This is a genomic window from Chryseobacterium sediminis (genome assembly GCF_008386505.1).
In the GTDB taxonomy this organism is placed as follows: domain Bacteria; phylum Bacteroidota; class Bacteroidia; order Flavobacteriales; family Weeksellaceae; genus Chryseobacterium; species Chryseobacterium sediminis.
The window spans coordinates 355,428-380,882 of record NZ_VUNZ01000001.1 but is presented as its reverse complement, the minus strand read 5'-3'; the positions used below and the strand labels follow the sequence as shown (position 1 = coordinate 380,882).

At 35.9% G+C, this 25,455-nt stretch carries 24 protein-coding genes and 1 pseudogene; 11 read left to right on the top strand and 14 right to left on the bottom strand.

The features are described from left to right. Positions 1–16: 16 nt before the first annotated feature. The 3 genes and pseudogenes from gcvT to pckA form a co-directional block, all read right to left on the bottom strand. Positions 17–1,110 (bottom strand): annotated as a pseudogene (gene gcvT / locus FW780_RS01625) (glycine cleavage system aminomethyltransferase GcvT). Then, the gene (gene gcvH / locus FW780_RS01620) at positions 1,111–1,494 is read right to left on the bottom strand and encodes a glycine cleavage system protein GcvH (RefSeq protein ID WP_149831895.1); all 384 of its coding nucleotides are present in this window, start codon (positions 1,492–1,494) and stop codon (positions 1,111–1,113) included. It abuts the pseudogene before it with no gap. A 52-nt stretch (positions 1,495–1,546) separates the two neighbouring features. Beyond that, positions 1,547–3,130: a phosphoenolpyruvate carboxykinase (ATP) gene (pckA, locus tag FW780_RS01615; protein WP_149831894.1), complete on the bottom strand. Its 1,584-nt coding sequence runs from the start codon at positions 3,128–3,130 to the stop codon at positions 1,547–1,549. A 130-nt stretch (positions 3,131–3,260) separates the two neighbouring features. On the opposite strand from pckA, the gene FW780_RS01610 reads away from it, so the two are divergent. Both FW780_RS01610 and FW780_RS01605 read left to right on the top strand, forming a co-directional pair. Beyond that, a complete protein-coding gene (locus FW780_RS01610) occupies positions 3,261–3,944 on the top strand; it encodes a Crp/Fnr family transcriptional regulator (protein ID WP_149831893.1) in 684 nt (227 codons plus the stop codon). A gap of 127 nt (positions 3,945–4,071) precedes the next feature. After that, positions 4,072–4,797, top strand: a complete 726-nt coding sequence (locus FW780_RS01605) for a YoaK family protein (RefSeq protein ID WP_149831892.1) — start codon at positions 4,072–4,074, stop codon at positions 4,795–4,797. Positions 4,798–4,899: 102 nt separating this feature from the next. Here FW780_RS01605 and FW780_RS01600 read toward each other — a convergent pair whose 3' ends face one another. Then, complete coding sequence (locus tag FW780_RS01600) at positions 4,900–5,511, bottom strand: alpha-ketoglutarate-dependent dioxygenase AlkB family protein (protein ID WP_149831891.1); 612 nt, start codon at positions 5,509–5,511, stop codon at positions 4,900–4,902. Between the two features lie 123 nt (positions 5,512–5,634). Further along, positions 5,635–6,411 carry an XRE family transcriptional regulator gene (locus FW780_RS01595; RefSeq protein ID WP_149831890.1) on the bottom strand — a complete coding sequence of 259 codons (777 nt, stop codon included), beginning with the start codon at positions 6,409–6,411 and terminating at the stop codon, positions 5,635–5,637. A 61-nt stretch (positions 6,412–6,472) separates the two neighbouring features. Here FW780_RS01595 and dinB point away from each other — a divergent pair, with 61 nt between their 5' ends. Both dinB and FW780_RS01585 read left to right on the top strand, forming a co-directional pair. Further along, entirely contained in the window at positions 6,473–7,615 is a 1,143-nt protein-coding gene (gene dinB, locus FW780_RS01590) for a DNA polymerase IV (protein WP_149831889.1), read from the top strand. A gap of 7 nt (positions 7,616–7,622) precedes the next feature. Next, the gene (locus tag FW780_RS01585; protein WP_149831888.1) at positions 7,623–10,679 is read left to right on the top strand and encodes a DNA polymerase III subunit alpha; all 3,057 of its coding nucleotides are present in this window, start codon (positions 7,623–7,625) and stop codon (positions 10,677–10,679) included. A 50-nt stretch (positions 10,680–10,729) separates the two neighbouring features. Here the strand turns inward: FW780_RS01585 and FW780_RS01580 are convergent, their stop codons facing one another. The 7 genes from FW780_RS01580 to FW780_RS01550 form a co-directional block, all read right to left on the bottom strand. Continuing rightward, the gene (locus FW780_RS01580) at positions 10,730–12,097 is read right to left on the bottom strand and encodes an MBL fold metallo-hydrolase RNA specificity domain-containing protein (protein ID WP_149831887.1); all 1,368 of its coding nucleotides are present in this window, start codon (positions 12,095–12,097) and stop codon (positions 10,730–10,732) included. 105 nt (positions 12,098–12,202) lie between these two features. After that, positions 12,203–12,634, bottom strand: coding sequence for an Hsp20/alpha crystallin family protein (locus tag FW780_RS01575; protein WP_149831886.1), 432 nt, complete (start codon positions 12,632–12,634; stop codon positions 12,203–12,205). An 85-nt stretch (positions 12,635–12,719) separates the two neighbouring features. Beyond that, positions 12,720–13,076 (bottom strand): Rossmann-fold NAD(P)-binding domain-containing protein, encoded by a 357-nt coding sequence (locus tag FW780_RS01570; RefSeq protein WP_241676822.1) that lies wholly within the window; start codon positions 13,074–13,076, stop codon positions 12,720–12,722. A gap of 79 nt (positions 13,077–13,155) precedes the next feature. Further along, complete coding sequence (locus tag FW780_RS01565; RefSeq protein ID WP_034692189.1) at positions 13,156–14,208, bottom strand: response regulator; 1,053 nt, start codon at positions 14,206–14,208, stop codon at positions 13,156–13,158. 5 nt (positions 14,209–14,213) lie between these two features. Then, positions 14,214–15,422: a PAS domain-containing sensor histidine kinase gene (locus tag FW780_RS01560; RefSeq protein ID WP_034692188.1), complete on the bottom strand. Its 1,209-nt coding sequence runs from the start codon at positions 15,420–15,422 to the stop codon at positions 14,214–14,216. A gap of 131 nt (positions 15,423–15,553) precedes the next feature. Continuing rightward, positions 15,554–16,429, bottom strand: coding sequence for a universal stress protein (locus tag FW780_RS01555; RefSeq protein ID WP_034692187.1), 876 nt, complete (start codon positions 16,427–16,429; stop codon positions 15,554–15,556). Between the two features lie 7 nt (positions 16,430–16,436). Then, positions 16,437–17,807 carry a L,D-transpeptidase family protein gene (locus FW780_RS01550; RefSeq protein ID WP_034692186.1) on the bottom strand — a complete coding sequence of 457 codons (1,371 nt, stop codon included), beginning with the start codon at positions 17,805–17,807 and terminating at the stop codon, positions 16,437–16,439. Between the two features lie 357 nt (positions 17,808–18,164). Here FW780_RS01550 and FW780_RS01545 point away from each other — a divergent pair, with 357 nt between their 5' ends. The 3 genes from FW780_RS01545 (at position 18,165) to FW780_RS01535 (ending at position 20,230) form a co-directional block, all read left to right on the top strand. Then, positions 18,165–18,830 carry a BON domain-containing protein gene (locus FW780_RS01545; protein ID WP_034692185.1) on the top strand — a complete coding sequence of 222 codons (666 nt, stop codon included), beginning with the start codon at positions 18,165–18,167 and terminating at the stop codon, positions 18,828–18,830. A gap of 116 nt (positions 18,831–18,946) precedes the next feature. Continuing rightward, positions 18,947–19,708 (top strand): SDR family NAD(P)-dependent oxidoreductase, encoded by a 762-nt coding sequence (locus FW780_RS01540; RefSeq protein ID WP_034692184.1) that lies wholly within the window; start codon positions 18,947–18,949, stop codon positions 19,706–19,708. A gap of 45 nt (positions 19,709–19,753) precedes the next feature. Continuing rightward, positions 19,754–20,230, top strand: coding sequence for a Dps family protein (locus FW780_RS01535; protein ID WP_149831884.1), 477 nt, complete (start codon positions 19,754–19,756; stop codon positions 20,228–20,230). 50 nt (positions 20,231–20,280) lie between these two features. Here FW780_RS01535 and FW780_RS01530 read toward each other — a convergent pair whose 3' ends face one another. Further along, positions 20,281–21,213, bottom strand: coding sequence for a 1-phosphofructokinase family hexose kinase (locus tag FW780_RS01530; protein WP_034692182.1), 933 nt, complete (start codon positions 21,211–21,213; stop codon positions 20,281–20,283). Between the two features lie 165 nt (positions 21,214–21,378). Between FW780_RS01530 and FW780_RS01525 the strand changes: the two genes are divergently transcribed. The 4 genes from FW780_RS01525 to FW780_RS01510 all read left to right on the top strand — a co-directional run bounded on the left by FW780_RS01525 (position 21,379) and on the right by FW780_RS01510 (position 24,765). Continuing rightward, the gene (locus tag FW780_RS01525) at positions 21,379–22,041 is read left to right on the top strand and encodes a BON domain-containing protein (RefSeq protein ID WP_149831883.1); all 663 of its coding nucleotides are present in this window, start codon (positions 21,379–21,381) and stop codon (positions 22,039–22,041) included. 110 nt (positions 22,042–22,151) lie between these two features. Next, complete coding sequence (locus tag FW780_RS01520) at positions 22,152–22,916, top strand: MlaE family ABC transporter permease (protein ID WP_149831882.1); 765 nt, start codon at positions 22,152–22,154, stop codon at positions 22,914–22,916. Continuing rightward, the gene (locus tag FW780_RS01515; RefSeq protein WP_149833786.1) at positions 22,916–23,695 is read left to right on the top strand and encodes an ABC transporter ATP-binding protein; all 780 of its coding nucleotides are present in this window, start codon (positions 22,916–22,918) and stop codon (positions 23,693–23,695) included. Before FW780_RS01520 ends, FW780_RS01515 begins: the two co-directional genes overlap by 1 nt. A gap of 11 nt (positions 23,696–23,706) precedes the next feature. Further along, the gene (locus FW780_RS01510; RefSeq protein WP_149831881.1) at positions 23,707–24,765 is read left to right on the top strand and encodes an MlaD family protein; all 1,059 of its coding nucleotides are present in this window, start codon (positions 23,707–23,709) and stop codon (positions 24,763–24,765) included. 80 nt (positions 24,766–24,845) lie between these two features. Here FW780_RS01510 and FW780_RS01505 read toward each other — a convergent pair whose 3' ends face one another. After that, a complete protein-coding gene (locus FW780_RS01505) occupies positions 24,846–25,403 on the bottom strand; it encodes an inorganic diphosphatase (RefSeq protein ID WP_149831880.1) in 558 nt (185 codons plus the stop codon). Between the last annotated feature and the right edge of the window lie 52 nt (positions 25,404–25,455).

Genomic DNA, 25,455 nt, shown 5'->3' with positions numbered 1-25,455 from the left:
TGGTTTGTAAATGGATCTATTTTTTAATAAATGGAGTTTTAACAATACTAGCTTTGACCGCCTTATTTCTGATATTGATAAAGATTTCATTTCCAATCTTAGTGCTATCAGCTGCAACATACCCCATCCCTATTCCTTTTTTTAGGGTAGGTGAAAGAGTTCCGGAGGTTACCGCCCCAATAATTTGATGGCTACTATCCCATATTTCATAACCGTGACGGGGAATTCCTTTATCTTCTATTTCAAAACCTATCAATTTTTTAGTGACTCCCTTTTCTTTTTGGATGCTTAAAAATCCGCTATACACAAAATCTTTTGTAAACTTTGTGATCCATCCTAATCCTGCTTCCAATGGAGAAGTTGTATCATCAATATCATTTCCATAAAGGCAATACCCCATTTCCAAACGCAAGGTATCCCTTGCCGACAGCCCGATAGGTTCAATACCTTCATCTTTTCCGGCTTCAAATATGGCTTCCCATAAGTGAGCTATCTGTTCTTTACATAAATTTCAAAGCCGGGTTCACCCGTATATCCTGTTGCAGATACCAAAGCATTTGGAATATGAGCCAACTCACCTATGGTGAATGTGTAATATTCCATATCTTTCAAATGGATATCCGTCAACTTCTGTAAAACGTCTATCGATTTTGGTCCCTGAACAGCTAATAAAGAAACAGAATCAGAAATATTGGTTACCTCTGCTCCAAAAGAGTTATGTCTCATGATCCATTTCAGATCCTTTTGAATGTTAGAAGCATTAACTACCAATAGGTAATCATTTTTGCTTATTTTATAAATCAAGAGATCATCAACTATACCGCCCGTATCATTGGGCATACAGCTATACTGTACTTTTCCGGGATAAAGTTTTGAGACATCATTAGTAGTGATTTTTTGAATAAGTTCCAAAGAGCCTTTCCCCTGTATTGAGATCTCTCCCATATGAGACACATCAAAAACCCCGACATTATTTCTAACCACTTCATGTTCATGTGTTACGCCTTTGTATTGAACAGGCATTTCATAGCCTGCAAATTCTACCATTTTCCCTCCAAGAGCAAAATGGATGGCATTAAATGCTGTTTTCTTTAGTTTTACAGTTCCCATTTATGATGCGCCTATTAGGGATGCGTATGAACCAAATCTTAACAATCCTTCTGCATCAAAAAGATTTTCCACCTTAATTTTAACCATCCAGCCCTCCCCGTAAGGGTCTGAATTGACCAATTCAGGACTGGCTTCCAATTTCGGATTGATTTCCAGTATTTCTCCGGCAAGAGGCAAAAACAGGTCTGATACCGTTTTCACAGCTTCAACTTTCCCAAATACTTCATGTTGTTTTAATTTTTCTCCCAATGTTTCAATTTCAACATAGACAATATCTCCTAATTCATGTTGGGCAAAATCGGTAATTCCGATATAAGCCGTATTGTTTTCTAATCGAACCCACTCGTGATCTTCAGTGTACAGCAGGTTTTCTGGAATGTTCATTCTTACAGTTCTTTTTTTAATTTATATACTTATTCAATGAGTTAATATCATTTTAGACTAAGGGTCCTCCTGCTATTGTTTCTTCATCGGCGAAAGACACGAATGATTTAAAGTTTTCTGCAAACTGAGTGGCAAGGTGTAATGCTTTTTCATCATATGCCAACTGGTCATCCCAGGTATTTTTAGGATTTAGAATATCGGAAGGAACTCCTTCACACTCTACAGGTATCTGCAGTCCAAATACAGCATCTTGTACGAAATCTACGTGTTCCAATTTATTTTCAAGTACTGCCGATATCATAGCCCTGGTATAAGCAAGTTTGATACGTTCCCCGGTACCATAGGCACCAGCAGACCAGCCGGTATTAATAAGCCATACATTGATGTTGTTATCTTTTAACTTCTTTCCTAACAGTTCTGCATATTTTGTAGGATGAAGCGGTAAAAAAGGTTTTCCAAAACACGCTGAAAATGTGGTCTGAGGTTCCGTAATGCCAGCCTCAGTTCCTGCCACCTTAGCAGTATATCCCGAAATAAAATGATACATCGCCTGTCCTACTGATAGTTTCGATATCGGAGGAAGAACTCCAAAAGCATCGCAGGTTAAAAAGAAAATATTATTGGGAGTTTTCCCTATGGAAGGATGTACCGCATTCTCAATAAAGTCGATGGGATAAGCAGCTCTTGTGTTTTCTGTTACGGAAACATTATCATAATCTACAATATAAGTTCCATCAAAAAAGCGCACGTTTTCAAGCAAAGTTCCAGAGTGTATGGCAGAAAATATCTGCGGTTCTTTTTCCTCACTCAGGTTAACACATTTAGCATAACAGCCCCCTTCAAAGTTAAATACACTTTCATGATCCCATCCATGTTCATCATCTCCAATCAGCTTTCTTGAAGGATCTGCCGAAAGAGTCGTTTTTCCTGTTCCGGAAAGTCCAAAAAATACAGCGGTATCACCAGTGGTTCCTACATTGGACGAGCAGTGCATGGAAAGTACATTTTTCTCAAAAGGAAGGATATAGTTTAGTACGGTAAAAATTCCTTTTTTGATTTCCCCTGTGTAGGCACTTCCACCAATAAGAATGACTTTCTTTGTAAAATTGATGATCGTAAAATTATGCTGACGGGTTTTATGGGTTTTAGGATCAGCTTTGAAATCCGGAGCATTAAGAATCAACCATTCATGCTGAAATGTTTCCAATTCCCTTGCTTCAGGTCTTAAAAACAGATTATTAACAAATAAGTTGGCCCATGGCGTTTCTGTGATAACCTTTATATTCAGTCTGTATTCAGGTTTGGCGCATGCATAGGCATCTCTGACATAAATATCTCTACCAGAAAGATGGATAATAACATCATCATACAATTTGTCAAAGTCTTCTGGTACAAAAGGATGATTAACCTCTCCCCACCAAATAGAGTCTTTGGTTGTACCATCCTTAACAATAAACTTATCCTTTGGTGAACGGCCTGTAAATTCGCCTGTATCACAAGCCAAAGCTCCTGAACTTGTAATAATCCCCTGATTTTGTTTTAAGGTTTGTGAAATCAGCTGTGAGACAGATAAATTCCAATAGACTTCTTTACTGGGTACAACTCCAATATTTTTTAGAGATTCCAAATATTCCATAGATGAATTAAAGTTTACTTATCGTTGTAAAAATAGGCACTTTATGAGGAAACAGGAAGGATCTAAATCTGTTATAAACGTGATTTAAGTCAAATTTAAGTTAGGGTAAAAATGTGTAAATTAGTAAATCATGATTTCAAAATTTATTTTTAATAATCAATATCTTTTTGAGGAGCTTTCAACATACGATAAAGAAATGCTTCAAAAAGTGATGCAGATTAAAAACTACCGTAAAAACGATGCTATATTTACTGAAGGGACTATTCCTAATGGTATCTTTTATTTGAAAGAAGGAAAGGTAAAAAAATATAAGGTTGATAATGACGGAAGAGAGCAGATTATTTATATCTATAATGCCGGGGAATTTTTTGGATATTCAGCCATCTTAAGTGATTATTCTTATGGCGACACCACACAGGTCATTGAAAGTTCTGTTATTGCATTTATCCCAAAAGAAGATTTTTTGCATATTCTTGAAGAATCAAAAGTTTTTTCTAAATTTCTTCTCAAAAGCCTGAGTCATGAGTTTAGTGTAATGGCCAACCTGATGACTATTTTATCCCAACGAACTGTCAGGGAACGTGCAGCCCTCAGCTTATTGATTCTGCATAATAAATACAAATCAAAAAATAATATTGCAGAAAATGTATATATTACATTATCTCGCGTTGACTTAGCCAATATGGTAGGAACAGCAAGGGAGACATTAGCCCGTATCCTGCATGATTTTAGGGAAGAACAACTTATTGTGATGGAAGGTAGAAAAATAGAGCTGAAAAATATAGAAAGACTGACACGTATCGCTAATCTTTAACAAAAGATGATAATATCTTTGGATATTCTGAAAATTTTTGAGGCATAATGGTTCAGGAATAATTTTACACTGAGTGTTACTTCTCTTCCATAATATTTCTAATGTACAATTACTAAAAGAATGATGTATGTTTAGACATCAGGGAAAAGGACGAACATATTCCCATAATTTAAAGCTGGCCTCTATTCTGTCTTGCGTTGCAGGATTGGTGAATATCACTGGGGTACTTTCCGTAAGTACCCTGACTACCAATGTAACAGGACATTTCGCCTATTTTTCTGAAGAGCTGTTTATAAAGAATTATAAAATGGCACTTTTTTATCTGTTGTATATCCTATTTTTCTTGCTGGGAGCCTTTGTTTCCGGGTTTATCACAGAATGGGCTACAAAGCATAAATCCAATACATCTTATATCATTGCTTTGTCCATTGAAATTATAATCATGCTTATCATAGCGTTTTCACCTGATATATTACCTAAAAATTCTTCTGTCTCGCTCATCATTTCTTCGGCATTACTTTTTGCTATGGGATTACAGAATGCTCTTGTTACCAGAGTTTCCCAGTCTGTAGTAAGAACTACCCATCTCACCGGGCTATTTACTGATTTGGGAATTGAATTATCTCAGCTATTTTTCCATCAGCAAAAAGGAAAAAAAATACAATTGAATAAAAGCATTTTTTTAAAGCTAATCATCATCATTTGTTTTTTTCTAGGGGGAATTATTGGGGGATTTACCTATCAGCAATTTCAACTGAAAACACTTCTTCTCCCTGTTATTTTCTTATTATTTGCCGTATGGTATGATAGGTTATTATTCCGGTATTATCACCTGAAAAGAAAGTTGAGATAGCTCCATTTTCTTATTTTATTCATTGGAGCAACAACAATTATTTTAAAATCTGTTTTGAAATTTCAGAATAGTAAAAACGATTATCAATACGTCTTCAAGAATCTACATATTAGGTAATATTAATCGAAAAGTCAAGTTAATACGTTCCTTCATTGGTGTACTTGATTTAGCAATCCGATGTTCCCAATTTTCCTGTAGGTCTCCTTTCATAATAAGCAACGATCCATGAGGAAGTGCAAGGCTGTATTTGCTTTGATGGTGGTCTTTCTTTCTGAAATCAAAGTTTCTGGTTTGTCCAAGACTGATGGATGCAATGATAGGTCGTTTCCCATATCTGCTTTCTTTATCTCGGTGCCAGGCGACGGAGTCATTATGGTCTCGGTATAAGTTTAATAAAACACCATTGAACTGACAGCCAAATTCCTTTTCGATTCTTTGTTTTAATGTAAACAATTCAGGAGTCCATGGATGAGTTGGTTTTTGATTTTCTTCGGAATCACTATATTTTGAATCTCCATACCAGGCCGTTAATCTTGGAGTAAGCATCACCTTATCATACATCTTCTGTGTACGCTGTTCCCAAGGAGCCATTTCCAATAATTTGTTTTTAAACAAATCGGCTTCTTCCCTGCTCAGAAAACTCTCTCTGTATTCCAAAAGATCTTTTGGAAACTCATAGAATTCTTCTGTATCAAATAAACTCAGCTGGGTCATTTAACTTTAAATTAAAATATTTATCTTAGAAACATCCCGTTACTTCGGGATGTTTTTTCATCATTTGTGTTTTTTACTTCCCTTCGGAGAAGTTTTTTGTTATGTCATTTACTCAAAATAGTTTCAATTCCTATCTCCCATTTTTTCTTTGATCTGTTTGATATCGGTTTTAATTTCTGTGATAAAATTTTGAATATGATGTTCTGCAAATTCATCAGGTTCATATTCTTTGGTAGTAATACTACAGGCAAATTCCCAGATTTCTTTAATTTCAGGCAATGGAATTTTATACGGCTCATAAAATTGATTGTCAGCCTTCACCCATATACCATCTGCTTCATGAAACTGAAACCTTTTGTAACTGATACCATCATTGACGGTAATGAAAACATACGTTCTGTCCGTTTTCAAATCCGAAAGGTTTTCTACATATTTTCCCACAATATAGGTTCCGTTCTTATAGGGCGGCATTGAATCTCCGTCAGCCGGAAAAGCCCTGAACTTACCTCCTTTTAAAAAAGGTAATGATATGGTCTCCAGACTTTCTATGTATTCCGGATCTCCATAGCCATTCAAATAGCCCATAGAAGCTTTTTGGGGAATAATCTCAATCTGATTGTTTCCATCCTGATCAACCTTTATAGGCAGAACAATCCTGTTCTCAGGAAGCTCCATGAGTTCATCGATAGAAAATTTTCTGACATCTACAGTTAATAGTAGGTCAATGCTGATGTTATAGAATTTTGAAATTCTAAGCAATATTTCAATTGGAGGTTCTGTTCTGCCATATTCATAGGCGACATATCTGGATCGGGTAAGAATTAATAGATCTGCCAGTTCTTGCTGAGTCATATTTTTCTTTCCTCTCAAAAACACGATGTTATCAGAGAATTTTGACATTGTTACAATTTTAGACAACAAAAATACAAAATTTGTTTCAAAACGTAACTAATTTTGTCGCATGGAAAGAGCAATTGTACATATGGATTTGGATACGTTCTTTGTTTCCTGTGAAAGGCTGAAAAACTCCGAACTGGAGAAAAAGCCTGTCATCATAGGAGGTGGAGACCGTGGTGTAGTAGCGTCATGCTCTTATGAAACCCGATTTTTCGGAGTCAGAAGTGCGATGCCGATTAAAATGGCATTACGGCTGTGTCCCGAAGCTAAAGTGATTAAAGGAGATATGGAAATGTATTCCAATATGTCCCATATGGTAACGGAGATTATTCAGGAAAAAGTACCTGTTCTTGAAAAAGCAAGTATTGATGAATTTTATTTGGATCTCTCCGGGATGGATCAGTTTTTCGGATGTTACAAATGGACGCATGAAATAGCGGAAAGCGTACAGAAAAACACAGGATTACCGATAAGTTTTGCGTTGTCTGCTAATAAAACCGTCTCCAAAATCGGAACCGGAGAATCGAAGCCTACAGGTAGATTTGAACTAAAGCAATGTGACATACAGCCGTTTTTGAATCCGCTTTCGGTAAAGAAGATTCCTATGGTCGGAGATGTAACCTTTCAACTGCTCTCAAGACTGGGGATCAGAACGATACAAACACTTTCTGAAATGCCTGTTGATGTGCTTGGGCAGCTGATTGGTAAAAACGGAAATGAACTTTGGAAAAAAGCACACGGAATTGATGAAACCCCTGTAGTTCCATATTCGGAACGAAAATCCATTTCTACAGAAGATACTTTTGCTCAGGATACTATAGATATTCAGGGGATTCAAAGTATACTTTCAGGAATGGTTGAAAAACTCTGTTATCAGCTCAGGGCAGAGAAATGGCTGGTATCGGTAGTAGTGGTAAAACTCCGGTATGCCAATTTTGATACGGAAACCAAACAATGCAGGATTCCTTACACCTCAGCTGACCATACCCTGCTCAGGTATGTTTTAGAACTTTTTAAAAAAGTATATACCAGACGTATGAGAATCAGGTTAGTTGGAGTAAAGTTTACCGGACTGGTTCACGGATGCCATCAAATGGATCTCTTTGAAGATACGGAAGAGTTGATATCACTGTACCAGACAATGGATAAAATCAAGAACAGGTTTGGAACTTCAAGTGTAGGAAGAGCCTCAGGTTTATTAAAATAAGTATAAGATGTTTCTGAATTGTCATTCTTATCATAGTCTTCGGTATGGAACCATTTCTATTAAAGAACTGGTTAAGCAGGCTGTACATTTTAATATTAAAACCTTAGCTCTTACAGATATCAATACCATTACCGGGATCTATGATTTTTATAAACTTTGCCAGGATCATCATATCAAACCGATTGTCGGAGTGGAAATACGGGTTCAGGATGAACTGTATTATATCTGCCTGTCCAGAAATCAGAGAAGTATCGGAGAGATCAACAGGCTTTTAACTGCGTTTAATTGTGAAGGCATTGAAATTCCTAAAGCAAATCCTGATTTTACAGATACTTTTGTTATTTACCCACTGGAGAATATTCCGGAACAATTAGCAGATCATGAATTTATAGGTATCAGAAAGGACCAGCTCAACCTTTTAATTCAACCTGAATTGAAACCGTTCATCCATAAAATGGTCATCCTGCATCCCGTTACCTTTACAACTCCTGAAGAATATGAGCTTCATAAAATACTAAGGGCCATTGATCTCAATACCTTGATCAGTAAGCTAACAGAAGCTCATTACTGTAAAGACAATGAAATGTTTACTGATAAAAAAAAGCTTTTGGCTCAGTTTCAGCATGAGCCACAAATTATTGAAAACACAAAATATATTGTCAATACTTGTCATTTTGATTTTGACTTTTCAACCCCTAAAAACAAAAAGCATTTCACTGACAGCAGGGAAAATGATTTTGAGCTTTTAAAGAAGTTAGTGTATGAAGGACTTTCAAAAAGGTATTCCGATGATAATCTACAGGCAAGAACAAGAGTGGATAAAGAGTTAGGAGTCATTGACCAGCTTAATTTCTGTGCTTACTTCCTGATCACCTGGGATATTATCCAATACAGCAACCGGATGGGATTTATGCACGTAGGAAGAGGCAGCGGTGCCAATTCCATTGTCAGCTACTGCATCGGAATTACTGATATATGTCCTTTGGAACTTGATCTGTATTTTGAACGTTTTTTAAACCTCAACCGTAAAACACCTCCTGACTTTGACATTGACTGGAGCTGGCAGACCAGGGATATTATCCTTGAATATATTTTTGAGAAATATGGTAAAGACCATGTTGCTTTCTGCGGAACCAATGTTGAATTTAAATATCGCTCTATTTTCAGGGAAATAGGAAAAGTTTTCGGCCTTCCGAAAGAGGAACTGGATATGCTCGCAACAAAACCCATCCAGGAGCATGATAACAATTCGGTATCCAGACAGGTTCATTACTACGGAAAATTGTTGGAAAAGTTTCCTAACCAGAGAAGTATGCATTCCTGTGGAATCCTGATATCAGAAGAACCTATCACCAATTATTCCGCACTCGAAATGCCTCCCAAAGGTTTTCCGATCGTACAGTTCGATATGTATACTGCTGAAGAGATTGGTCTTGAAAAGTTTGACATTCTTTCACAGAGAGGTTTAGGTACCATTAACGACACAGTAAAACTGGTGAAGGAAAAAAAAGGTATTGATATCGATATCCGGGATATATCTCTCTCAAAAGACGAAGTCCAATGCAATGAATTCTTAAGTTCCGGAAAAACCATCGGCTGTTTTTATATTGAATCTCCAGCCATGAGGGGGTTGCTCAGAAGGCTTAAATGTGACAATTACAAAGTCCTGGTAGCTGCCTCGTCTATCATACGTCCCGGTGTTGCCCAAAGCGGGATGATGCGGGAATATATTTTCAGGCATAACAATCCCTCAAAATTTGAATACTTCCATGATGTTTTTGAAAAAGAACTGGGAGAAACCTACGGTATTATGGTATATCAGGAGGATGTTATTAAAATTGCCCTGCACTTCGGCGGATTATCCGCCCCTGATGGTGACGTCCTGAGACGGGCCATGAGCGGTAAAGGCAGGTCTTTATCTGCATTACAGAAAGTAAAAGATAACTTCTTTGAGTCCTGTAAAAAGCTTGGACATCCTGAACAATTATCCATGGAAGTATACCGTCAGATCGAATCATTTGCAGGCTATTCATTTTGCAAAGCACATTCTGCTTCCTATGCTGTGGAAAGCTATCAGAGTTTATACCTTAAGGTCTATTATCCTATTGAATTTATGGTCTCTGCAATTAATAACGGCGGCGGGTTCTACAGAACCGAAGTCTATATTCATGAAGCCAGAATGTCGGGAGCTTCTATTCATAATCCTTGTATCAATCTGAGTGAATATCAGACAACGGTCTATGGTTCGGACGTTTATTTGGGATTGATGCATATTGAAAGGTTGGAACTTAAATTAGCGCAACTTATTCCTGAAGAAAGAAATCAGAATGGAGAGTATACTTCCCTGGAAAATTTTGTTAAAAGAATTCCTATTGGCATCGAAACACTACAAATTTTAATCTTTATCGGAGCATTCCGCTTTACCGGAAAACAGAAACATGAACTGCTGATTGAATCAAGATTTCTTCTGGGAACTCATAAGGTTCCTTTCAGACATTTGACTTTACTGGAAGAACCTCAAAAGGATTATAAGTTACCTAGTATAGAAAGAAATAAGTTTGAAGATGCTTTTGACGAGATAGAAATATTGGGATTTCCTATTTCATTCAGTCCTTTTGATTTATTACAGACCCGATACAGAGGCTCTGTTTTGGTAAAAGACTTATTGAAGTTCCATAAACATCAGGTTAAAATGCTGGCGTATCTTATTTCAAGAAAGCATGTACCTACAAAGAAAGGAACGATGTACTTCGGAACCTGGATTGATGCTGAAGGAGAATATTTTGATACGGCTCATTTTCCCAGCTGTCTTGAAGAATATCCTTTTCAGGGTGGTGGCTGCTATCTCTTATTGGGAACAGTGGAGGTCGATTTCCATTTCCCTACCATTACCATTCATAAAATGGCGAAAATGCCTTTCATTCCTGATCCCAGGTATTCCATGGATAAAGAAAAATCATTGGAAGCCCAGCGTAATTTGCATGAGGATGTCAGTATGACTTTTAGAAAACCGTATCCCCAGGAACATGAAATTGGATTATCCCGTAATAAGATGATTGAATAATACAGAATAGAGATCCCTTCAATTAAAATTACACTACTGGTAAAAAATACTTAAAAGATTACTTCTGTATCTTTTATTAGAATTTTAACCGGTATTTTCAAATCTGTTTGAATTTTAACTCGTAATGCTTCCTGGGCAGAGGGTTCACCGTGAACAAGCATGATCTGTTGTGGAGAATTTTTAAATTTTCTTATCCATTCCATCAGTTCAGATTGATCAGCATGTGCAGATAATCCTGTCAATTCAACAACATTTGCGTTTACAGGATAATATTTTCCGTGAATTTTTAACTCATGAGATTCATTAAGCAATGCTCTTCCACGAGTACCTTCTGCCTGAAAACCGACAATTAATACGGTATTCCGGCTGTTTCCTATATCATGCTTTAAGTACTCAAGCACACGCCCTCCTGTCATCATACCACTGCCGGCAATTATTATTTTACTTTGTTTATTATGAACTATTTCTTCAGTATTCGTATATTCTTTATTGATATTCACCTGTTCAATAATTTCCAGCCATTTTTCTTTATTAACAATTGTGTGTTCAGCATATTCAACCATAATATCCGTAGCAGAAGCAGCCATTGGGCTATCCATAATTACAGGAAGATTGTAAGGGATTCTGTTCTGTTCCTTGAGCTGATAAAGAATATAAATAAGCTCCTGTGCCCTGCCTACAGCAAAACTGGGAATAATTATATTACCATGGTTTTTAACAGTGAGATTGATCCAGTGTTCCAATTTATCATATAAATTGGTATTGTCATGAAGTCTGTCTCCGTATGTCGATTCCATCACTATAAAATCCGCTTCGGTGAAAAAATCAGGAGGAGGTAAAATAGTGCTGTGAGTCCGTCCGATATCTCCTGAAAAAATGATCGTTTTCTCAAAACATTTGATCTCCACAGAACAGGCTCCAATAATATGCCCGCAGGGTTTAAACCTGCATTGAATATGATCACTAAGTTTGATCGCAGTGTTTTCATTAACCGTAAAAAATTGTTTAAAAGATCTTTCAGCATCATTTATCGTATACAACGGTTTTGCAGGATTATGTTTGGTATAATGATGAAAATTCGCTTTCTCCGCATCTTCTTCCTGCAGCTTTGCACTATCGAGTAAAATCAATTTTGCTAATTCTTTGGTAGGCTCAGTCATGTAAATTTTACCTTTAAATCCGTTTTTTACAAGAAGAGGAATATAACCGCAATGATCAAGATGAGCATGCGTAAGAATGACAATATCTATTTCAGCAACATCGACATGTAATGATTCCCAGTTTTGTTCACGCAAAGATTTAATGCCCTGAAATAATCCACAATCTACTAATATAGTAAGTTCCGAGGTCTTTAATAAATGCTTGGATCCGGTAACTGTTTCGGCTCCTCCAAGAGATTTTAAAATAATAGTATCCATTTTTTTAGTTTTATAAATCTGTTGCGCAACGGCCTATTCTGGCTCTGATACTTGAATAATCTCCTGAATGCGCAATAGGTTTTGATGAATTAATACTGAAAAATTTTAGCGTATTTTGATCTCTTTTACTTCTTTTTTATCCAGATTAGATTTATTAATGGTAATATTTAATAATCCCCCTTTATAATTGGCTTTTATATGGCCTAAACTAATACTATCCGGTAAGCGGAAACTGCGGACAAATGAGGAAGCTGAAAACTCTTTTCTGACATAATTTTCTTTTTCTTCTTTTTTCTCTGCACTGGTTGCAGCACTAATGATCAATGTTCCGTCCTCAACTGCAACTTTGAAGTCCTTTTTCTTAAATCCCGGAGCTGATACTTTAAGCTTATAAACACCATTTTTATCAATAATGTTAACTGTTGGCTCCGTTTTAGCCAACTGATTAACAAGATCATCATTCTTCCAAAAATCTTCTACCTGAGATTCTAATGATTGAGATTCATTTGATGGATTGGTTTTTTCCAAAGTTTTCATAACACAATTATTTTAAGGTTTATACTTCAAAGGTATAAGAGAAATAATTTTTAAATTATGACGATCGTTGCGTTTTGAAATGATGCTAATCACTTTTTTCCCAGGCATCGAGAATTTTAATTATTGAGGAAATCTTGAATGTTGAATCTGTAATGGTAATGTATTTCAATCCGGCATCCTGAATTATTGATACATCCACAGGAGCCTGTTCCTGGAATCTGAATATAAAATATCTAATCCCAAAGGATATAAGTTTAAAAATAAGCCTGTTTGAAACTAGGTTTTCCTGATCAATAATTATGACAGCATCTTTTGCTTCTGCAAAATGAACGGTAGCTTCACTTAAAGAATTTATTATGATCGTAATTTTATGCTTTTTACGATTAGCCAAAGCCAGAAGCTTTTTATCTTCCTGGCTGATATGATAAACGATGACTTTCATACTGTCTTTTGAATCATCAAATGTATAGATCCCATTATCACTATTCAATGTATAAAATCATTATAAAAAGTGACAGAGATTAGTTTTTTAATTTTTGAAGACGGGGAACATCCAATATTGTAATCCTGCCTGCATTTCTATCTATTAAATTTTCTTCTTTAAAATCACTCAGAATTCTGCTTACCGTTTCAATAGCCATTCCAGCCATAGAAGCAAGGTTTTCTCTTGAAATTTCAAAATTTTCAGTGTGAGGATGTTTTGTATGGAGCTTAAGTAAAACTTCCGCCATTCTTTTTCTCACAGAAAAATAAGCAAGCTGCAATAGCTGCTCTTCGTGGGTAATAACATTCTGGGCAAGAATTTTGATGAATTTTTCCGCTATGTCCGGATATTTATACAGTAGTTGATCAATAACTTCTCTGGGAACTGAGCATAAGGTAGTATCCTCCAATACTTCAGCCGTCTCTTTATATTCTTTTCCTGCAAATAATGAAGTGATTCCAAAATATTCTTCCGGACTGTAGACTGCTGTCATGAATTCTTTTCCGTCTTCTGTCATTTTTGTTGTTTTCACTGAGCCTGATATAATAAGATAAACCGCATTTGCAGTATCACCCTCATAATAGATAATCTGTTTCTTTTTAAAAGATTTGACTTTTCGTTCATCAAAAGCTTTCTTTAATTCATCAAGTCCGTGCGCACCATGAAATAAATTGGTCATTTGACTAAGAATATTGCTATAAAGGCTTTTCTGACGTTCTTTCTTTTTCAATCGGCTTTCAATAGCACTGAGGAGTTCTATATCATCAAATGGCTTAGTAAGATAGTCATCCGCCCCCATTTCTATTCCTTTTCGGATTTCTATCCGATCCGTTTTTGCCGTTATAAAAATAAAAGGGATAAGCGCAGTATCCTCTCTTTTGCTTAAAAGATGTAAAACCCCATACCCGTCAAGCTCCGGCATCATAATATCACATAATATCACATCCGGTATATGCTTAATAGCCAGATCTACTCCCTGTTTACCATTAGAAGCCTGAAATACTTCATAACTGGCAAGCTGAAGAATCTCCGAAGTGCTTTCGCGGATATCGTCATTATCTTCGATTATCAGTAGGCGTATCTTTTCCATTGGTACTAAATTGGAGTATTGTTAGCTGAATTTTTATGAAATGATAAGGTAAACTCAGTACCCTTATCTGATGTACTTTCAAAATGAACCAGACCATCCATGAGATTTACATACCGCTGAACAATATTGAGACCTAAACCTGTTCCGGGAATATTTCCTATATTATGTGCCCTGAAAAATGGCTGAAAAAGACCGGACTGGTCTCCTTCGGGTATTCCTATTCCATTATCTTTTACTGAAAACACATACCTATCTTCATTTATTTCTGTAGAGAATTCAATCAACGTATGTTCTCCTGAATATTTTATAGCATTGCTCATTAAGTTCATTAAACAATTTCTTAATAAGTTTTGATCCAAATTGATTTCACTTTCTGATCCTGCGTGCTGGTAAATTATAATTTGGTCTTCTTTGGTGATAAGCTGCATTTCTTCTGTAAGTTCTTCTGAAAACTTAACAATATCAAATAAATCATAATGGGGTTTTACAATTCCGGTATCCAATTTTTCTAAGGAAAGAAAATCATTGAGGATGGAATTCAAACTGGCAATTGCATTTTTTATCTTATGGAGATGTTTTAATATTTGGATATTGTCTGAAGCTTGAAGATATTTTTCAATAAGTACGGCAGAAAGCTGCATAGAACTTAAAGGGGTTCGAAACTCGTGTGATGCCATTGATACGAACCGGCTTTTCATTTTGTTAAGATCTTTTTCTTTTTCCAGCGATGTATTAGCTTCTTCCTTGGCCACCTCCAATTCATGAAGCATTTTTTTTAGTGATTTTGTACGGTTTTCGACTAATTCTTCCAGCTCACCAGCATACCTTTTAAGAGATTCTTCCGCTTCTTTTTCTTTGGAAAGATCGTGGATAAAACCTGTATAAATCATCCTATCCTGATATTGTACTTCGCTTACAGCAAGCCTAAAAGGAAATTGTGTTCCATCCTTTCTTAATCCTCTGACTTCCCTTCCTTTTCCAATGATTTTCTTTTCTCCGGTAGTCTGATAATGAATAAGGTAATCATCATGTCTGCTTTTATCGGGTTCCGGCATTAATACTGAAATATTTTTTCCGATTAATTCTTCCTCTTTGTAGCCAAATATTTTTAGTGCAGAGGGATTCAGGCTTTCTATCCTCCCCCTGTCATCAATGGTTATAATACCGTCAATAGCCGTTTCAATAATGGCTTGCAACAGTTTGGCACTTTCCATAGTTATCGTATTATGCAGACATATAAAGTTATGCATTTTAGCATAATGAACATATATGATCTATGAAAATGTTTTCGTATTCAATATTATTTTTATTATAAACAATTATATGTAATAATTAATTCAAATATTCAAAAATGAATATGACCATTTTCAGGAATCGTTAATAGCGGAATTTCCAATTCTACAGCCTGTCTTGCGGCATGACTTCCCAAAAATAGTCTTTTGAAAAAACTTTTGTCATGATGGCCCATCACCAGCATATCGATGTCTTTGTATTTTAATATTTCCAAACCGTAATCTATATTTTCACTGTATATACAGTTGTAACAAATTTTACCATTAAGGTTCTTTAGAAATGTCTCTTTCTTATGTTCATAAGTGGCATCCTGAATCACATCATTATCACTCTGAATAATATGGGTAATTAAAAGCTCAGCGTCAAAGTATTTGGCAAATTCAATTAATAATTGGGCTGTTTTTATGTCTTTTTTATTCAGATCTGTAGCGAAAGCAATCTTCTTAAGCCCATTATATTTATGGTTTAAGGGAACTAAAAGAAGCGGATACTTTGTGTTTTCAATCATCTGTATGCTGTTGCTTCCGAAAATAAAACGGGTAAGCATCCCTGCTCCTTGCATACCCATGACGATAAGAAGCGGTTTTTTCTCGGCTGCCATATTGTTAATCACATGAACGGCATCGCCTCCCTCACTTCCATAATGTATTGAAGGATGAAATGGGAAAGCTTCATCTCCCCATACAACTTTTTCTCTGTCTTCCAGTGCCTTTACCAACTTTTTAAGCTCTTTTGTATTTTCTTCATATAAATCTGGATATTCGTATACAGACCACGCGATCTGCCCCAGCATTGGACTTTCAACCGGTAATCCAAAGGCATGGCAGAAATCGATGTTGGCTTTCAGGGCATGGGCCAAGTGAAGTGCATAAAAAGCAGCATTTCGCGCTGGCTTTGAGTAGTCAGTGGCGACTAAAATCGTTCTCATAATCTGATTATTTATTTTGGTTAAACATATTTTCTAATGAATCATCTAAATGGTAAATATCCTTATATAATACAGGCTTTCCATCCGTTATAAGACAGGTCAGATAGGTTATAATAATCGGAACAGGTTGCTTTAGAACAAAATCTTTTCTTTTATACTCTGACATTGCATTTTCTAAAACAGGAATCTTGTTTCCTAAACCATCGTTTTTTAATAGGAGAGCTGCCAGCTCTTTAGCATTCTCAACACGAATACATCCGTGACTCAAAGCTCTTTCATCTTTACTAAACAATTGTTTTTGAGAAGTATCATGGAGATATATTCCATAAGAGTTGTCAAATCTAAAAACCACCGCTCCCAATGCATTATCACATCCGGATGATTGTCTTATACTATATCGGTAAGGGTTTTGACGGATCTCTTTTAGTTTTGATGAACTTATTTCAACCTGATTTCCATTTTTATCATAAACTGAATAATGATGGTTCTCTAAATACTGAGGACTTTTTAAGATTTTAGGCAGCATTTCTTTTATGAAAATACTTTGGGGAACCTTCCAGTCAGGCGCTGTTGTAAAATAATGAATACTGCTGCTCAAAACTGGCGTTTTGGTGTTTGGCTTTCCTATAATCACTTTAAAATCAAATACATCATCCTGGTGATAAAGTTTCAATGTATAGGAAGGAATATTGACCAGGATATAGGAAGTATCATGGGTATCGATCCACCGTAAGCGCTCCATATTGATGATGATTTTTTCAGATTCCCTTTGTGGAGCTATACAATCATCTTCCTCATAGAGAGTATTTAAATAGTTCTGGAAGTCCGTGTATTCTTTTATTTTAGGCTGAACCTCAAGGATTGTCTTAAGAAAATCTGTCTGCTGTCTTGCATTCAGCAGTATATGGTCGGATCGAAATCCATTTATATCATTGGAATCAATATATGATGATTTATACAAAGGGTTGTATTTCCCTAAATGCATGTTATTGATGAATGTGATAAGGGCGTCCGTCATCAGAATATCGAACTCAGCTTTTTCCTTTTGATTCTCTTCAACAGGAGTATCTCGCAATTTTCTTAATTTCTGAAGAGAAATGGCATCCCAATGATAATCAGATAAAGAAAGACCAAATCGATAGGAATATTCCAACAGTAACATTGCAGTTTCAGGCTGATCTGATTTCTCTGGAGTTATCCACGCATATTCAGAATTATTTCCGGTATAAAACCTAATAACCGATTGCGGATAATGCAGCTTTGAGAGCGTACCATTGTCTTTAAGTAAAGAAGTAATCTCGTTTGTTGTTTTCAAATCCTGAGCTTGTGTAATTATTGTAAAGCAAAGAATAATGGTGAATGTTAAAAAAGCTTTCATAATCTGAAGTTTATGCCACAAATTTCCAAATTACCATACTGTCAAATAATGACTGCCATCACTAAAAATAATGATATCGCTATACTTTAATCTGTTTTTTTCAACGCTTTCCAAATACTTACTAAATGCAAATCGATTTAAAATTTTATGCGTTTAAAAGATTGAAGTGTTGAACTGATCAGTATCATTTTTTGCAGTGATACCTGTCATATTATTTCTCATGCAGGTTCGTGACCTTTGGGATGAATTAACATACAGCATTGACTTAAGTAAAAAGTACTCTAAGAATTAGATGCAACTATAAAATTCTTGCAATGAGCAAACTTTAAACATTTATTAATCCAAAAAAAAATTGAAATGAAAACAAATGCGAAATTACAAAGAGATGTTCAAAATGCCATTAAATGGGAGCCATTACTGCATGCTGCAGAAATTGGCGTTATTGCAAAAGACGGTGTGATCTCTCTTACCGGCATAGTTGACAATTATGCGAAAAAAGCAGAAGCAGAAAATGCTGCGAAAAAAGTTGCAGGTGTTAAGGCTTTAGTTGAAAACATTGAAGTAAAATTTCCAAGCTCATTGAAAAAGGCTGATGCCGAAGTAGCCAAGGAAGCACTGGATGCCTTACAGTCTAATTACTCTGTTCCCGATGATAAAATAATGGTAAAAGTTGAAGATGGATGGGTAACCTTAGAAGGTGAATTACCGTGGCATTACCAAAAAGAGGAAGCAGCAAGTGTAGTAAAATATCTTACCGGTGTAAAGGGCTTGATTAATAAAATTACAATTAAATCAGAATTAGACGATGTGATACAAAAAAAAGACATTCAGGACGCATTGAAAAGAAGCTCAATTTATGATAATGATATTAAAGTATCTGTTTTAGGAACAACTGTAACTTTAACGGGAACTGCAAATTCACTGTATCAGAAAGAAGAAGCCGGTCGTATTGCCTGGAAAACTCCGGGTATATGGAATGTAAAGAATGAACTGGAAGTTAATTATGAGTATGATTTTTATTAACCCCGGATTTAATCTTTGACCTTTGGAAGATAACTTTTTCTGCAGTTCAATTTCAGTTCAATATAGATTACTATTAAAAAATTATCAAAATCTATTCATTAAATAAATCTGAACTCATGAGCAAATTAGAAAATAAAGTAGCCATTATAACAGGCGGCTCCGGAAGCATTGGCAAAATTACAGCTAAACTATTTTTAGAAGAGGGAGCAAAAGTAATGCTCGTCGACCTATATGAAAAAGAATTACAAGAAGCTGCCTACGAATTAAATAGCGAACATATAAGATATGCAGTTGCTGATGTTTCAAAAGCTGTTGATGTTGAACACTATGTTGCGGAAACCATAAAACTATTTGGAAAAATAGATGTGTTTTTCAACAATGCCGGTATTGAAGGAGTTGTGAAGCCAATTGAAAATTATCCTGAAGACGTTTTTGATACAATTATGTCCGTCAATGTCAAAGGGGTATGGCTGGGCAATAAATATGTTTTACCCCAAATGAATGATGGTGGAAGCATCATTATAACTTCATCTGTGGCCGGAATATTGGGGTTTGCAGGGTTAAGTGCTTATGTCACTAGTAAACATGCCGTAGTTGGCATTATGAGAACTACAGCCCTTGAAGCATCTTCGCGAAAAATCAGAGTGAATACAATTCACCCTTCTCCGGTAAATAACAGAATGATGCGTTCTATAGAAGAAAGCTCTTCTGCAGGGCATGGTGAAGAGGTTAAGAAGCAATTTGAGGCGGCAATACCATTAGGACGTTATGCTGAACCTATTGAAATTGCAAAACTGGCTTTATTTCTTGCAAGCGAAGACAGTCAGTTCATTACAGGAACAACTCAGATCATTGATGGAGGAATGTCTGCAAAATAGTAATATGTTTTGTCTGTAGTACAAAAAACAGTAAAATCAATTAAAATGAAAATACAAATAGGAATAGCAGACAATCATCGTCATGCAATAGCGGATCAGCTCATAAAAATATTGGCAGATGAAAACGTTTTATATATAAAAACAAAAAATGCCCATTGGAATGTTGAGGGAGCTGACTATCATGACAAACGTACTTTTTTTGATACTCAATGCAAACAATTGGATGATATCATCAACAGTATTGCAGAAAGAATACGTTCTCTCGGTCAGTATGTACCGGCAACTCTAAAATCGTACGTAAGTTCAACACATTTTACAGAACAAAATGGGGAGAGACATAACAGCCATGCTTTTATTACAGAATTATTACAAGATCATGAAAGTCTTATTCTTAGACTTTGTGAATATACCATGAATTGTAAGGATGACTTACACGACGTAGCAACAAGTCATTTTATAACGCGTCTCTTAGAAATACATCAGAAAATGGCTTGGCCTTTACGTTCACATATAGTAGAATAATTTCGCAGACAAAAATTGGAGCTAACCATGATATCATTTTTGAGTAAAAGTTATTTCCAAATTTTATAAAATAAGTGCTTCGCATTTTCCCTGGTAAAAAGTCCTGTTCCTTCGGTCATTGTAGTGGCAGATCCACAAGCAATTCCCAGGGAAAGGACTTCTTTATAATCACCTCCCTTTACCAAAACCGAAACCATTCCTGCAACCATACTGTCTCCAGCGCCAACAGTGCTTTTTACTTCAACAACCGGTGCCTCAATCTTAATTTTTTCACTTCCTGAAAATAAGACAGCACCCTGAGAGCCCAATGATACTACCACAATCTCAGCTTTACCCTGTGAAATGATAAGCTGGGCGGCTTGATCTATATCAGGTTCTTCCAGTTTTTCTTTTCCTACTAAAAAGGCAAGTTCTCCAATATTAGGTTTTAATAAAAACACCCCTTCTTCTACCGCTATTCTAAGAGCTTCTCCTGATGTATCGATAATGACCTTAGTTCCCTTTAACTTATACATATTAACAAGTTTTCTTATAAAGTTTGGATTTGTTTGTGTTGGTAAACTACCACTGATGACGACAAAGTCCGGACAGGGGTTTATGGTAGGCAAACTGTTTAGAATACCTTTTTGTTGTTCCTGCGTCAGCTCTTCTCCGGGAAATCCGAACCTATACTGGTTGTTGCTGGAGATATCTAAAACGATGAAATTTTCCCGGGTTTCTGAAAAAACATGGAAAGGAAATATATTCAGCTCCTCGGCTTTAAGCAATTTTTCAAGTAACCTGCCGGTTCTTCCCCCTGAAGTAAAAAAAATGTCTGAGACTACTCCCAATCTTTTTAAGGCTCTGGATACATTAACTCCGCCTCCTCCCGGTTCATATCTAGGAGAATTACAACGCAATTTCTTTTCAGGAACGATGCTTTGAACGCTGCTGCTTTTGTCTACCGACGGATTCAGTGTTATTGTTAAAATAGTTTTGTCCATTTTTATTTTTTTTTAAGCTACACACGTACGTAGCTATCCAAATTTCAACAATAAAATACACACCACCAAGCATTTACCCTGATTAATATCATGATTCATTGTGATGTTGGTCATCTTATATTTTGTGAAGTTGCTGGAACTTTGAAGTACAAAACTGTATAAAAAATGAAAACAAATGCAGAATTACAAAAAGATGTTCAGGATGCCATTCAATGGGAACCTTTGCTGCATTCAGCAGAAATTGGTGTTGTTGTAAATAACGGAATTGTTTCCCTTACGGGTAATGTAGACAGTTATGCAAAAAAGCTGCAGGCTGAACATGCTGCAAAAAATGTTTTGGGAGTAAAAGTATTGGTAGAAGATATCGAAGTAAAATTACCAGATCCCAGGTCAAAAACCGATGTCGAAATCGCCAGTGAAATTATAGCTGCATTTAATGCAAACTCATTTATTCCACAAGAAAAAATAACAGTGAAAGTAGAAGATGGCTGGGTGGATCTGAATGGTGAAGTATCTTGGGAGTACTTAAGGGAAATTACAGAAAATGCTGTCAGGTATCTTCCCGGCGTTAAAGGTATTTACAATAATATCACCATTAACCCAGAAATCCGGGACACCGTTGAAAAGAGTGATATTGAGAGGGCACTTGACAGAAGTTCGATTGATAATAGTGAAATCAGGGTGTCCGTAACCGGAACCACTGTCATATTAACGGGCACGGTACATACCTGGCATCAAAAGGAAGAGGCTGGTCGTATTGCCTGGAAAACGCCTGGTATACAGGATGTAAAAAATAAGTTAGAAGTAGATTATGAGTATGATTTATAACTAATAAACCTTTACCCCATTTCTAAGCATTGCAAACCACCGGTTTTGTTGATAGGTTTAATCCTATAGATTATAAACAAAATGCACTGGAATATTTTAAATCCAACATCGTGAAAACCTATTTTAAAAATTATCTTAGCATCGCAGGCAATATAGCTTTATTCTCCCGTCGCTTTTTTAAAGAAATTTTAAAACCGGGATTTGAGTTTAAGGAGTTTATACGACAGTGTTTTGTTGTTGGTTACCAGTCATTGCCTTTAGTAACGATAACAGCTTTTATCATGGGATTGGTGCTCACTATACAGTCACGTCCGGCTATGGCAAGGTTCGGTGCAGAATCTATGATACCCGGTATGGTTTCACTGTCATTAATAAGAGAAATTGCACCGGTTATTACAGCTTTGATTTGTGCAGGAAGAGTTTCGTCAGGAATTGGAGCAGAACTGGGTTCTATGAAAGTCACAGAACAAATTGATGCCATGGAGGTTTCAGCGATCAATCCATATCGGTACCTGGTGATAACCAGAACTCTTGCTACGACATTAATGATTCCTGTTTTAGTACTGTATGCCGATCTGATTGGGATTATCGGTGGCTTTATCGGCATCAATATGCATAGCAAAAGCAATCTTGAACATTATTTTTCCCATGTATTTCAATCGTTAGAATATGAAGATATTTTACCGGCTATCATTAAGACCTTCTTTTTTGGATTTTTTATTGGTATTATTGGTTGTTATGAAGGATTTAATGCTTCGGGGGGAACTAAAAGTGTAGGAAAAGCGGCAAATTCAGCCGTAGTTTCAGCATCATTGATCATTTTTATCATTGATCTTATAGCCGTACAGATAACCGACTTATTTTTTGAATTATGATGGAAAATAGGGAAAAATTTACAGCCGAGTATAATGAATTACAAAACTGCGAGACATTGATAGAATTTAAAAATGTTTACAAATCATATGGCAGTAATAAGGTACTCAATGGAATCAGCTTTACCGTTAAAAGAGGAGAAAACCTGGTCATTTTAGGAAAATCGGGCTCGGGGAAGTCAGTTACTGTTAAATGTCTAGTAGGTCTCACCAAAGTTGATAAAGGAGAAATATTAATATCAGGAAAGGATATAACAAAATTGGATGAGGAAGGACTCAACCGGATCCGAATGAAAATTGGTTTTTTATTCCAAAATGGAGCCTTATATGATTCAATGACGGTCAGAGAGAATTTAGTTTTTACGTTGCAGCACAATAATAAAATGCTTACCGAACAGGAAATAGAAACAGCTGTTAAAGAAGCTTTACAAAATGTAGGACTGGAGGAAGCGATTGACCTATTGCCGGCAGAACTGTCCGGAGGAATGAGAAAGAGAATTGGGCTGGCGAGAGCGCTAATCATTAAACCTGAAATTATCATATATGATGAGCCGACAGGAGGTCTTGATACCATCACAGCTCGTGAAATTATCGGGCTCATTCGAAATATCAAACTACAATACAATACCTCATCCATTATCATAACACATGATTTAACCTGTGCAAAATATACCGGTGACAGAGTCATCGTCCTAAAGGACGGTCTAATTAAGGCCGAAGGCAGCTATATAGATATAGAAAATAATGCCGATGATTGGGTAAAATCTTTTTTTGAAAAATAAATAGAACAATCATGAACAATGAGTCATCAAACAACTGGAAATTGGGAATTTTTGTCACAATTGGCATCCTTCTTTTCATAACAACCATATACTTTATTGGGATCAACAGAAATTTCTTTGGCTCTAACTTCGCTCTTCGTTCTGAGTTTAAAAACGTCAGCGGATTAAAGCAAGGCAGTAATGTCCGCCTTTCCGGAATTAACATTGGAACAGTCAGCAAAATAGATTTTATTTCAGATTCATTGGTTTTGGTAAAGTTATTAATTAGAAAGGATGTTCAAAAATATATCAAAACTGATGCAGTTGCCAGCATTGCATCTGACGGATTAATGGGTGATAAGATACTTATTATTACCCCCGGTCCACAATCTAAGACTATAGTGAAGGATAATGACTTCATTACTTCTTATAAAACCATCGAGATAGATGATCTACTCTCGAGTGTAAAACAAAGTACCGATAACGCTAAGACCATTACTGATGAGCTGGTTAAATTCAGTAGTAAAATGAATGATAAGAATAGCTTGTTGACAAAAATAATGACCGATAAAGATTTTGCGTCAACCATTGACAGAACCATAGAAAATTTACAGATAAGCTCTCAGGAACTGGCAAAATTCACCCTTATACTGAATAATAAAAACGGAACTATTGCAAAAATATTTACCGATAAGAAATGGTCAGATAATATTGAAAGCAGCATTTCTAATTTACAGAACAGCTCTCGTGAAATCAGTATTTTCACTACAAAACTAAATGACAAAAACAATATGTTTTCTCAATTATCTTCCAACGATTCTTTAGCTCTCTCAATAGAAAAGATACTGCACAATCTTGAAAAAAGCTCTGATGATCTTATTCAATTTACGTCTAAAATAAATAATGATGAAAATGTATTATCGAAACTTACTAACAATCCCAAACTTGGGAAATCTGTAGATTCCACTATTGTCAATATTGAAAAAGGTGTTGTTGAACTGAGAGAAATAGAGGCCGCCGCTAAGAACAATTTTTTGCTAAGGGGTTATTTTAATAAAAAGAAAAAAGAAAGTGAAAAACAAAAAAAATGATTGCTGCCTAATCCATTCAAAATGGTATGATTTATTTATTCATACCAACCTACTATAATATACACGGAAAGGCAACTAAGTTAAATATTTTTTATTTTAGGTTTGATTTCTTTGGCATACATCATTAAGCTTTCTTCAATACAGTTGAAAGCTTCTTTCTTATTTTTGAAACCAAATACCTGTACCGTTTTCCCTTCTAATTTTTTATATTCTTCAAAAAAATTCTGAATCTCATTAATGGTATAAGCCGGCAGATCTTCAATATCATGAATGTGCAGCATAGAAGAATCATTTTCAGCCACCGCTATTATTTTATGATCTTTTTTATCTTCGTCCGTCATCTCCATTATTCCTATTACCCTTGCATTAACCAGAGTAAGTGGAACGAGGCTTTCCGAACATAGTACAACAATATCCAACGGATCTCCATCACTGTAATAGGTCTGTGGTATGATCCCATAATTGGCAGGATAATACATGGAAGATAAAAGAATCCTATCCAATCTTATTAATCCCGAGAGTTTGTCTATTTCATATTTTGTGCGGCTGCCGGTGGGAATCTCAATAACTGCTGTAACTATTTGTGGCAGATGCTCTCCTGGTGAAACATCATGCCACGGATGTTGGTTTCCTATCATTATATTAGTATTAATTGTTTATTTCCATTGTCTTAATTCATTCCTATAAGTT

What these genes read in the sequence shown, in the direction of transcription:
- gcvH (WP_149831895.1), bottom strand. Translation starts at nt 1,494, where the DNA reads ATGAACATTCCAGAAAACCTGCTGTACACTGAAGATCACGAGTGGGTT.
- pckA (WP_149831894.1), bottom strand. Translation starts at nt 3,130, where the DNA reads ATGGAATATTTGGAATCTCTAAAAAATATTGGAGTTGTACCCAGTAAA.
- FW780_RS01610 (WP_149831893.1), top strand. Translation starts at nt 3,261, where the DNA reads ATGATTTCAAAATTTATTTTTAATAATCAATATCTTTTTGAGGAGCTT.
- FW780_RS01605 (WP_149831892.1), top strand. Translation starts at nt 4,072, where the DNA reads ATGTTTAGACATCAGGGAAAAGGACGAACATATTCCCATAATTTAAAG.
- FW780_RS01600 (WP_149831891.1), bottom strand. Translation starts at nt 5,511, where the DNA reads ATGACCCAGCTGAGTTTATTTGATACAGAAGAATTCTATGAGTTTCCA.
- FW780_RS01595 (WP_149831890.1), bottom strand. Translation starts at nt 6,411, where the DNA reads ATGTCAAAATTCTCTGATAACATCGTGTTTTTGAGAGGAAAGAAAAAT.
- dinB (WP_149831889.1), top strand. Translation starts at nt 6,473, where the DNA reads ATGGAAAGAGCAATTGTACATATGGATTTGGATACGTTCTTTGTTTCC.
- FW780_RS01585 (WP_149831888.1), top strand. Translation starts at nt 7,623, where the DNA reads ATGTTTCTGAATTGTCATTCTTATCATAGTCTTCGGTATGGAACCATT.
- FW780_RS01580 (WP_149831887.1), bottom strand. Translation starts at nt 12,097, where the DNA reads ATGGATACTATTATTTTAAAATCTCTTGGAGGAGCCGAAACAGTTACC.
- FW780_RS01575 (WP_149831886.1), bottom strand. Translation starts at nt 12,634, where the DNA reads ATGAAAACTTTGGAAAAAACCAATCCATCAAATGAATCTCAATCATTA.
- FW780_RS01570 (WP_241676822.1), bottom strand. Translation starts at nt 13,076, where the DNA reads ATGAAAGTCATCGTTTATCATATCAGCCAGGAAGATAAAAAGCTTCTG.
- FW780_RS01565 (WP_034692189.1), bottom strand. Translation starts at nt 14,208, where the DNA reads ATGGAAAAGATACGCCTACTGATAATCGAAGATAATGACGATATCCGC.
- FW780_RS01560 (WP_034692188.1), bottom strand. Translation starts at nt 15,422, where the DNA reads ATGGAAAGTGCCAAACTGTTGCAAGCCATTATTGAAACGGCTATTGAC.
- FW780_RS01555 (WP_034692187.1), bottom strand. Translation starts at nt 16,429, where the DNA reads ATGAGAACGATTTTAGTCGCCACTGACTACTCAAAGCCAGCGCGAAAT.
- FW780_RS01550 (WP_034692186.1), bottom strand. Translation starts at nt 17,807, where the DNA reads ATGAAAGCTTTTTTAACATTCACCATTATTCTTTGCTTTACAATAATT.
- FW780_RS01545 (WP_034692185.1), top strand. Translation starts at nt 18,165, where the DNA reads ATGAAAACAAATGCGAAATTACAAAGAGATGTTCAAAATGCCATTAAA.
- FW780_RS01540 (WP_034692184.1), top strand. Translation starts at nt 18,947, where the DNA reads ATGAGCAAATTAGAAAATAAAGTAGCCATTATAACAGGCGGCTCCGGA.
- FW780_RS01535 (WP_149831884.1), top strand. Translation starts at nt 19,754, where the DNA reads ATGAAAATACAAATAGGAATAGCAGACAATCATCGTCATGCAATAGCG.
- FW780_RS01530 (WP_034692182.1), bottom strand. Translation starts at nt 21,213, where the DNA reads ATGGACAAAACTATTTTAACAATAACACTGAATCCGTCGGTAGACAAA.
- FW780_RS01525 (WP_149831883.1), top strand. Translation starts at nt 21,379, where the DNA reads ATGAAAACAAATGCAGAATTACAAAAAGATGTTCAGGATGCCATTCAA.
- FW780_RS01515 (WP_149833786.1), top strand. Translation starts at nt 22,916, where the DNA reads ATGGAAAATAGGGAAAAATTTACAGCCGAGTATAATGAATTACAAAAC.
- FW780_RS01510 (WP_149831881.1), top strand. Translation starts at nt 23,707, where the DNA reads ATGAACAATGAGTCATCAAACAACTGGAAATTGGGAATTTTTGTCACA.
- FW780_RS01505 (WP_149831880.1), bottom strand. Translation starts at nt 25,403, where the DNA reads ATGATAGGAAACCAACATCCGTGGCATGATGTTTCACCAGGAGAGCAT.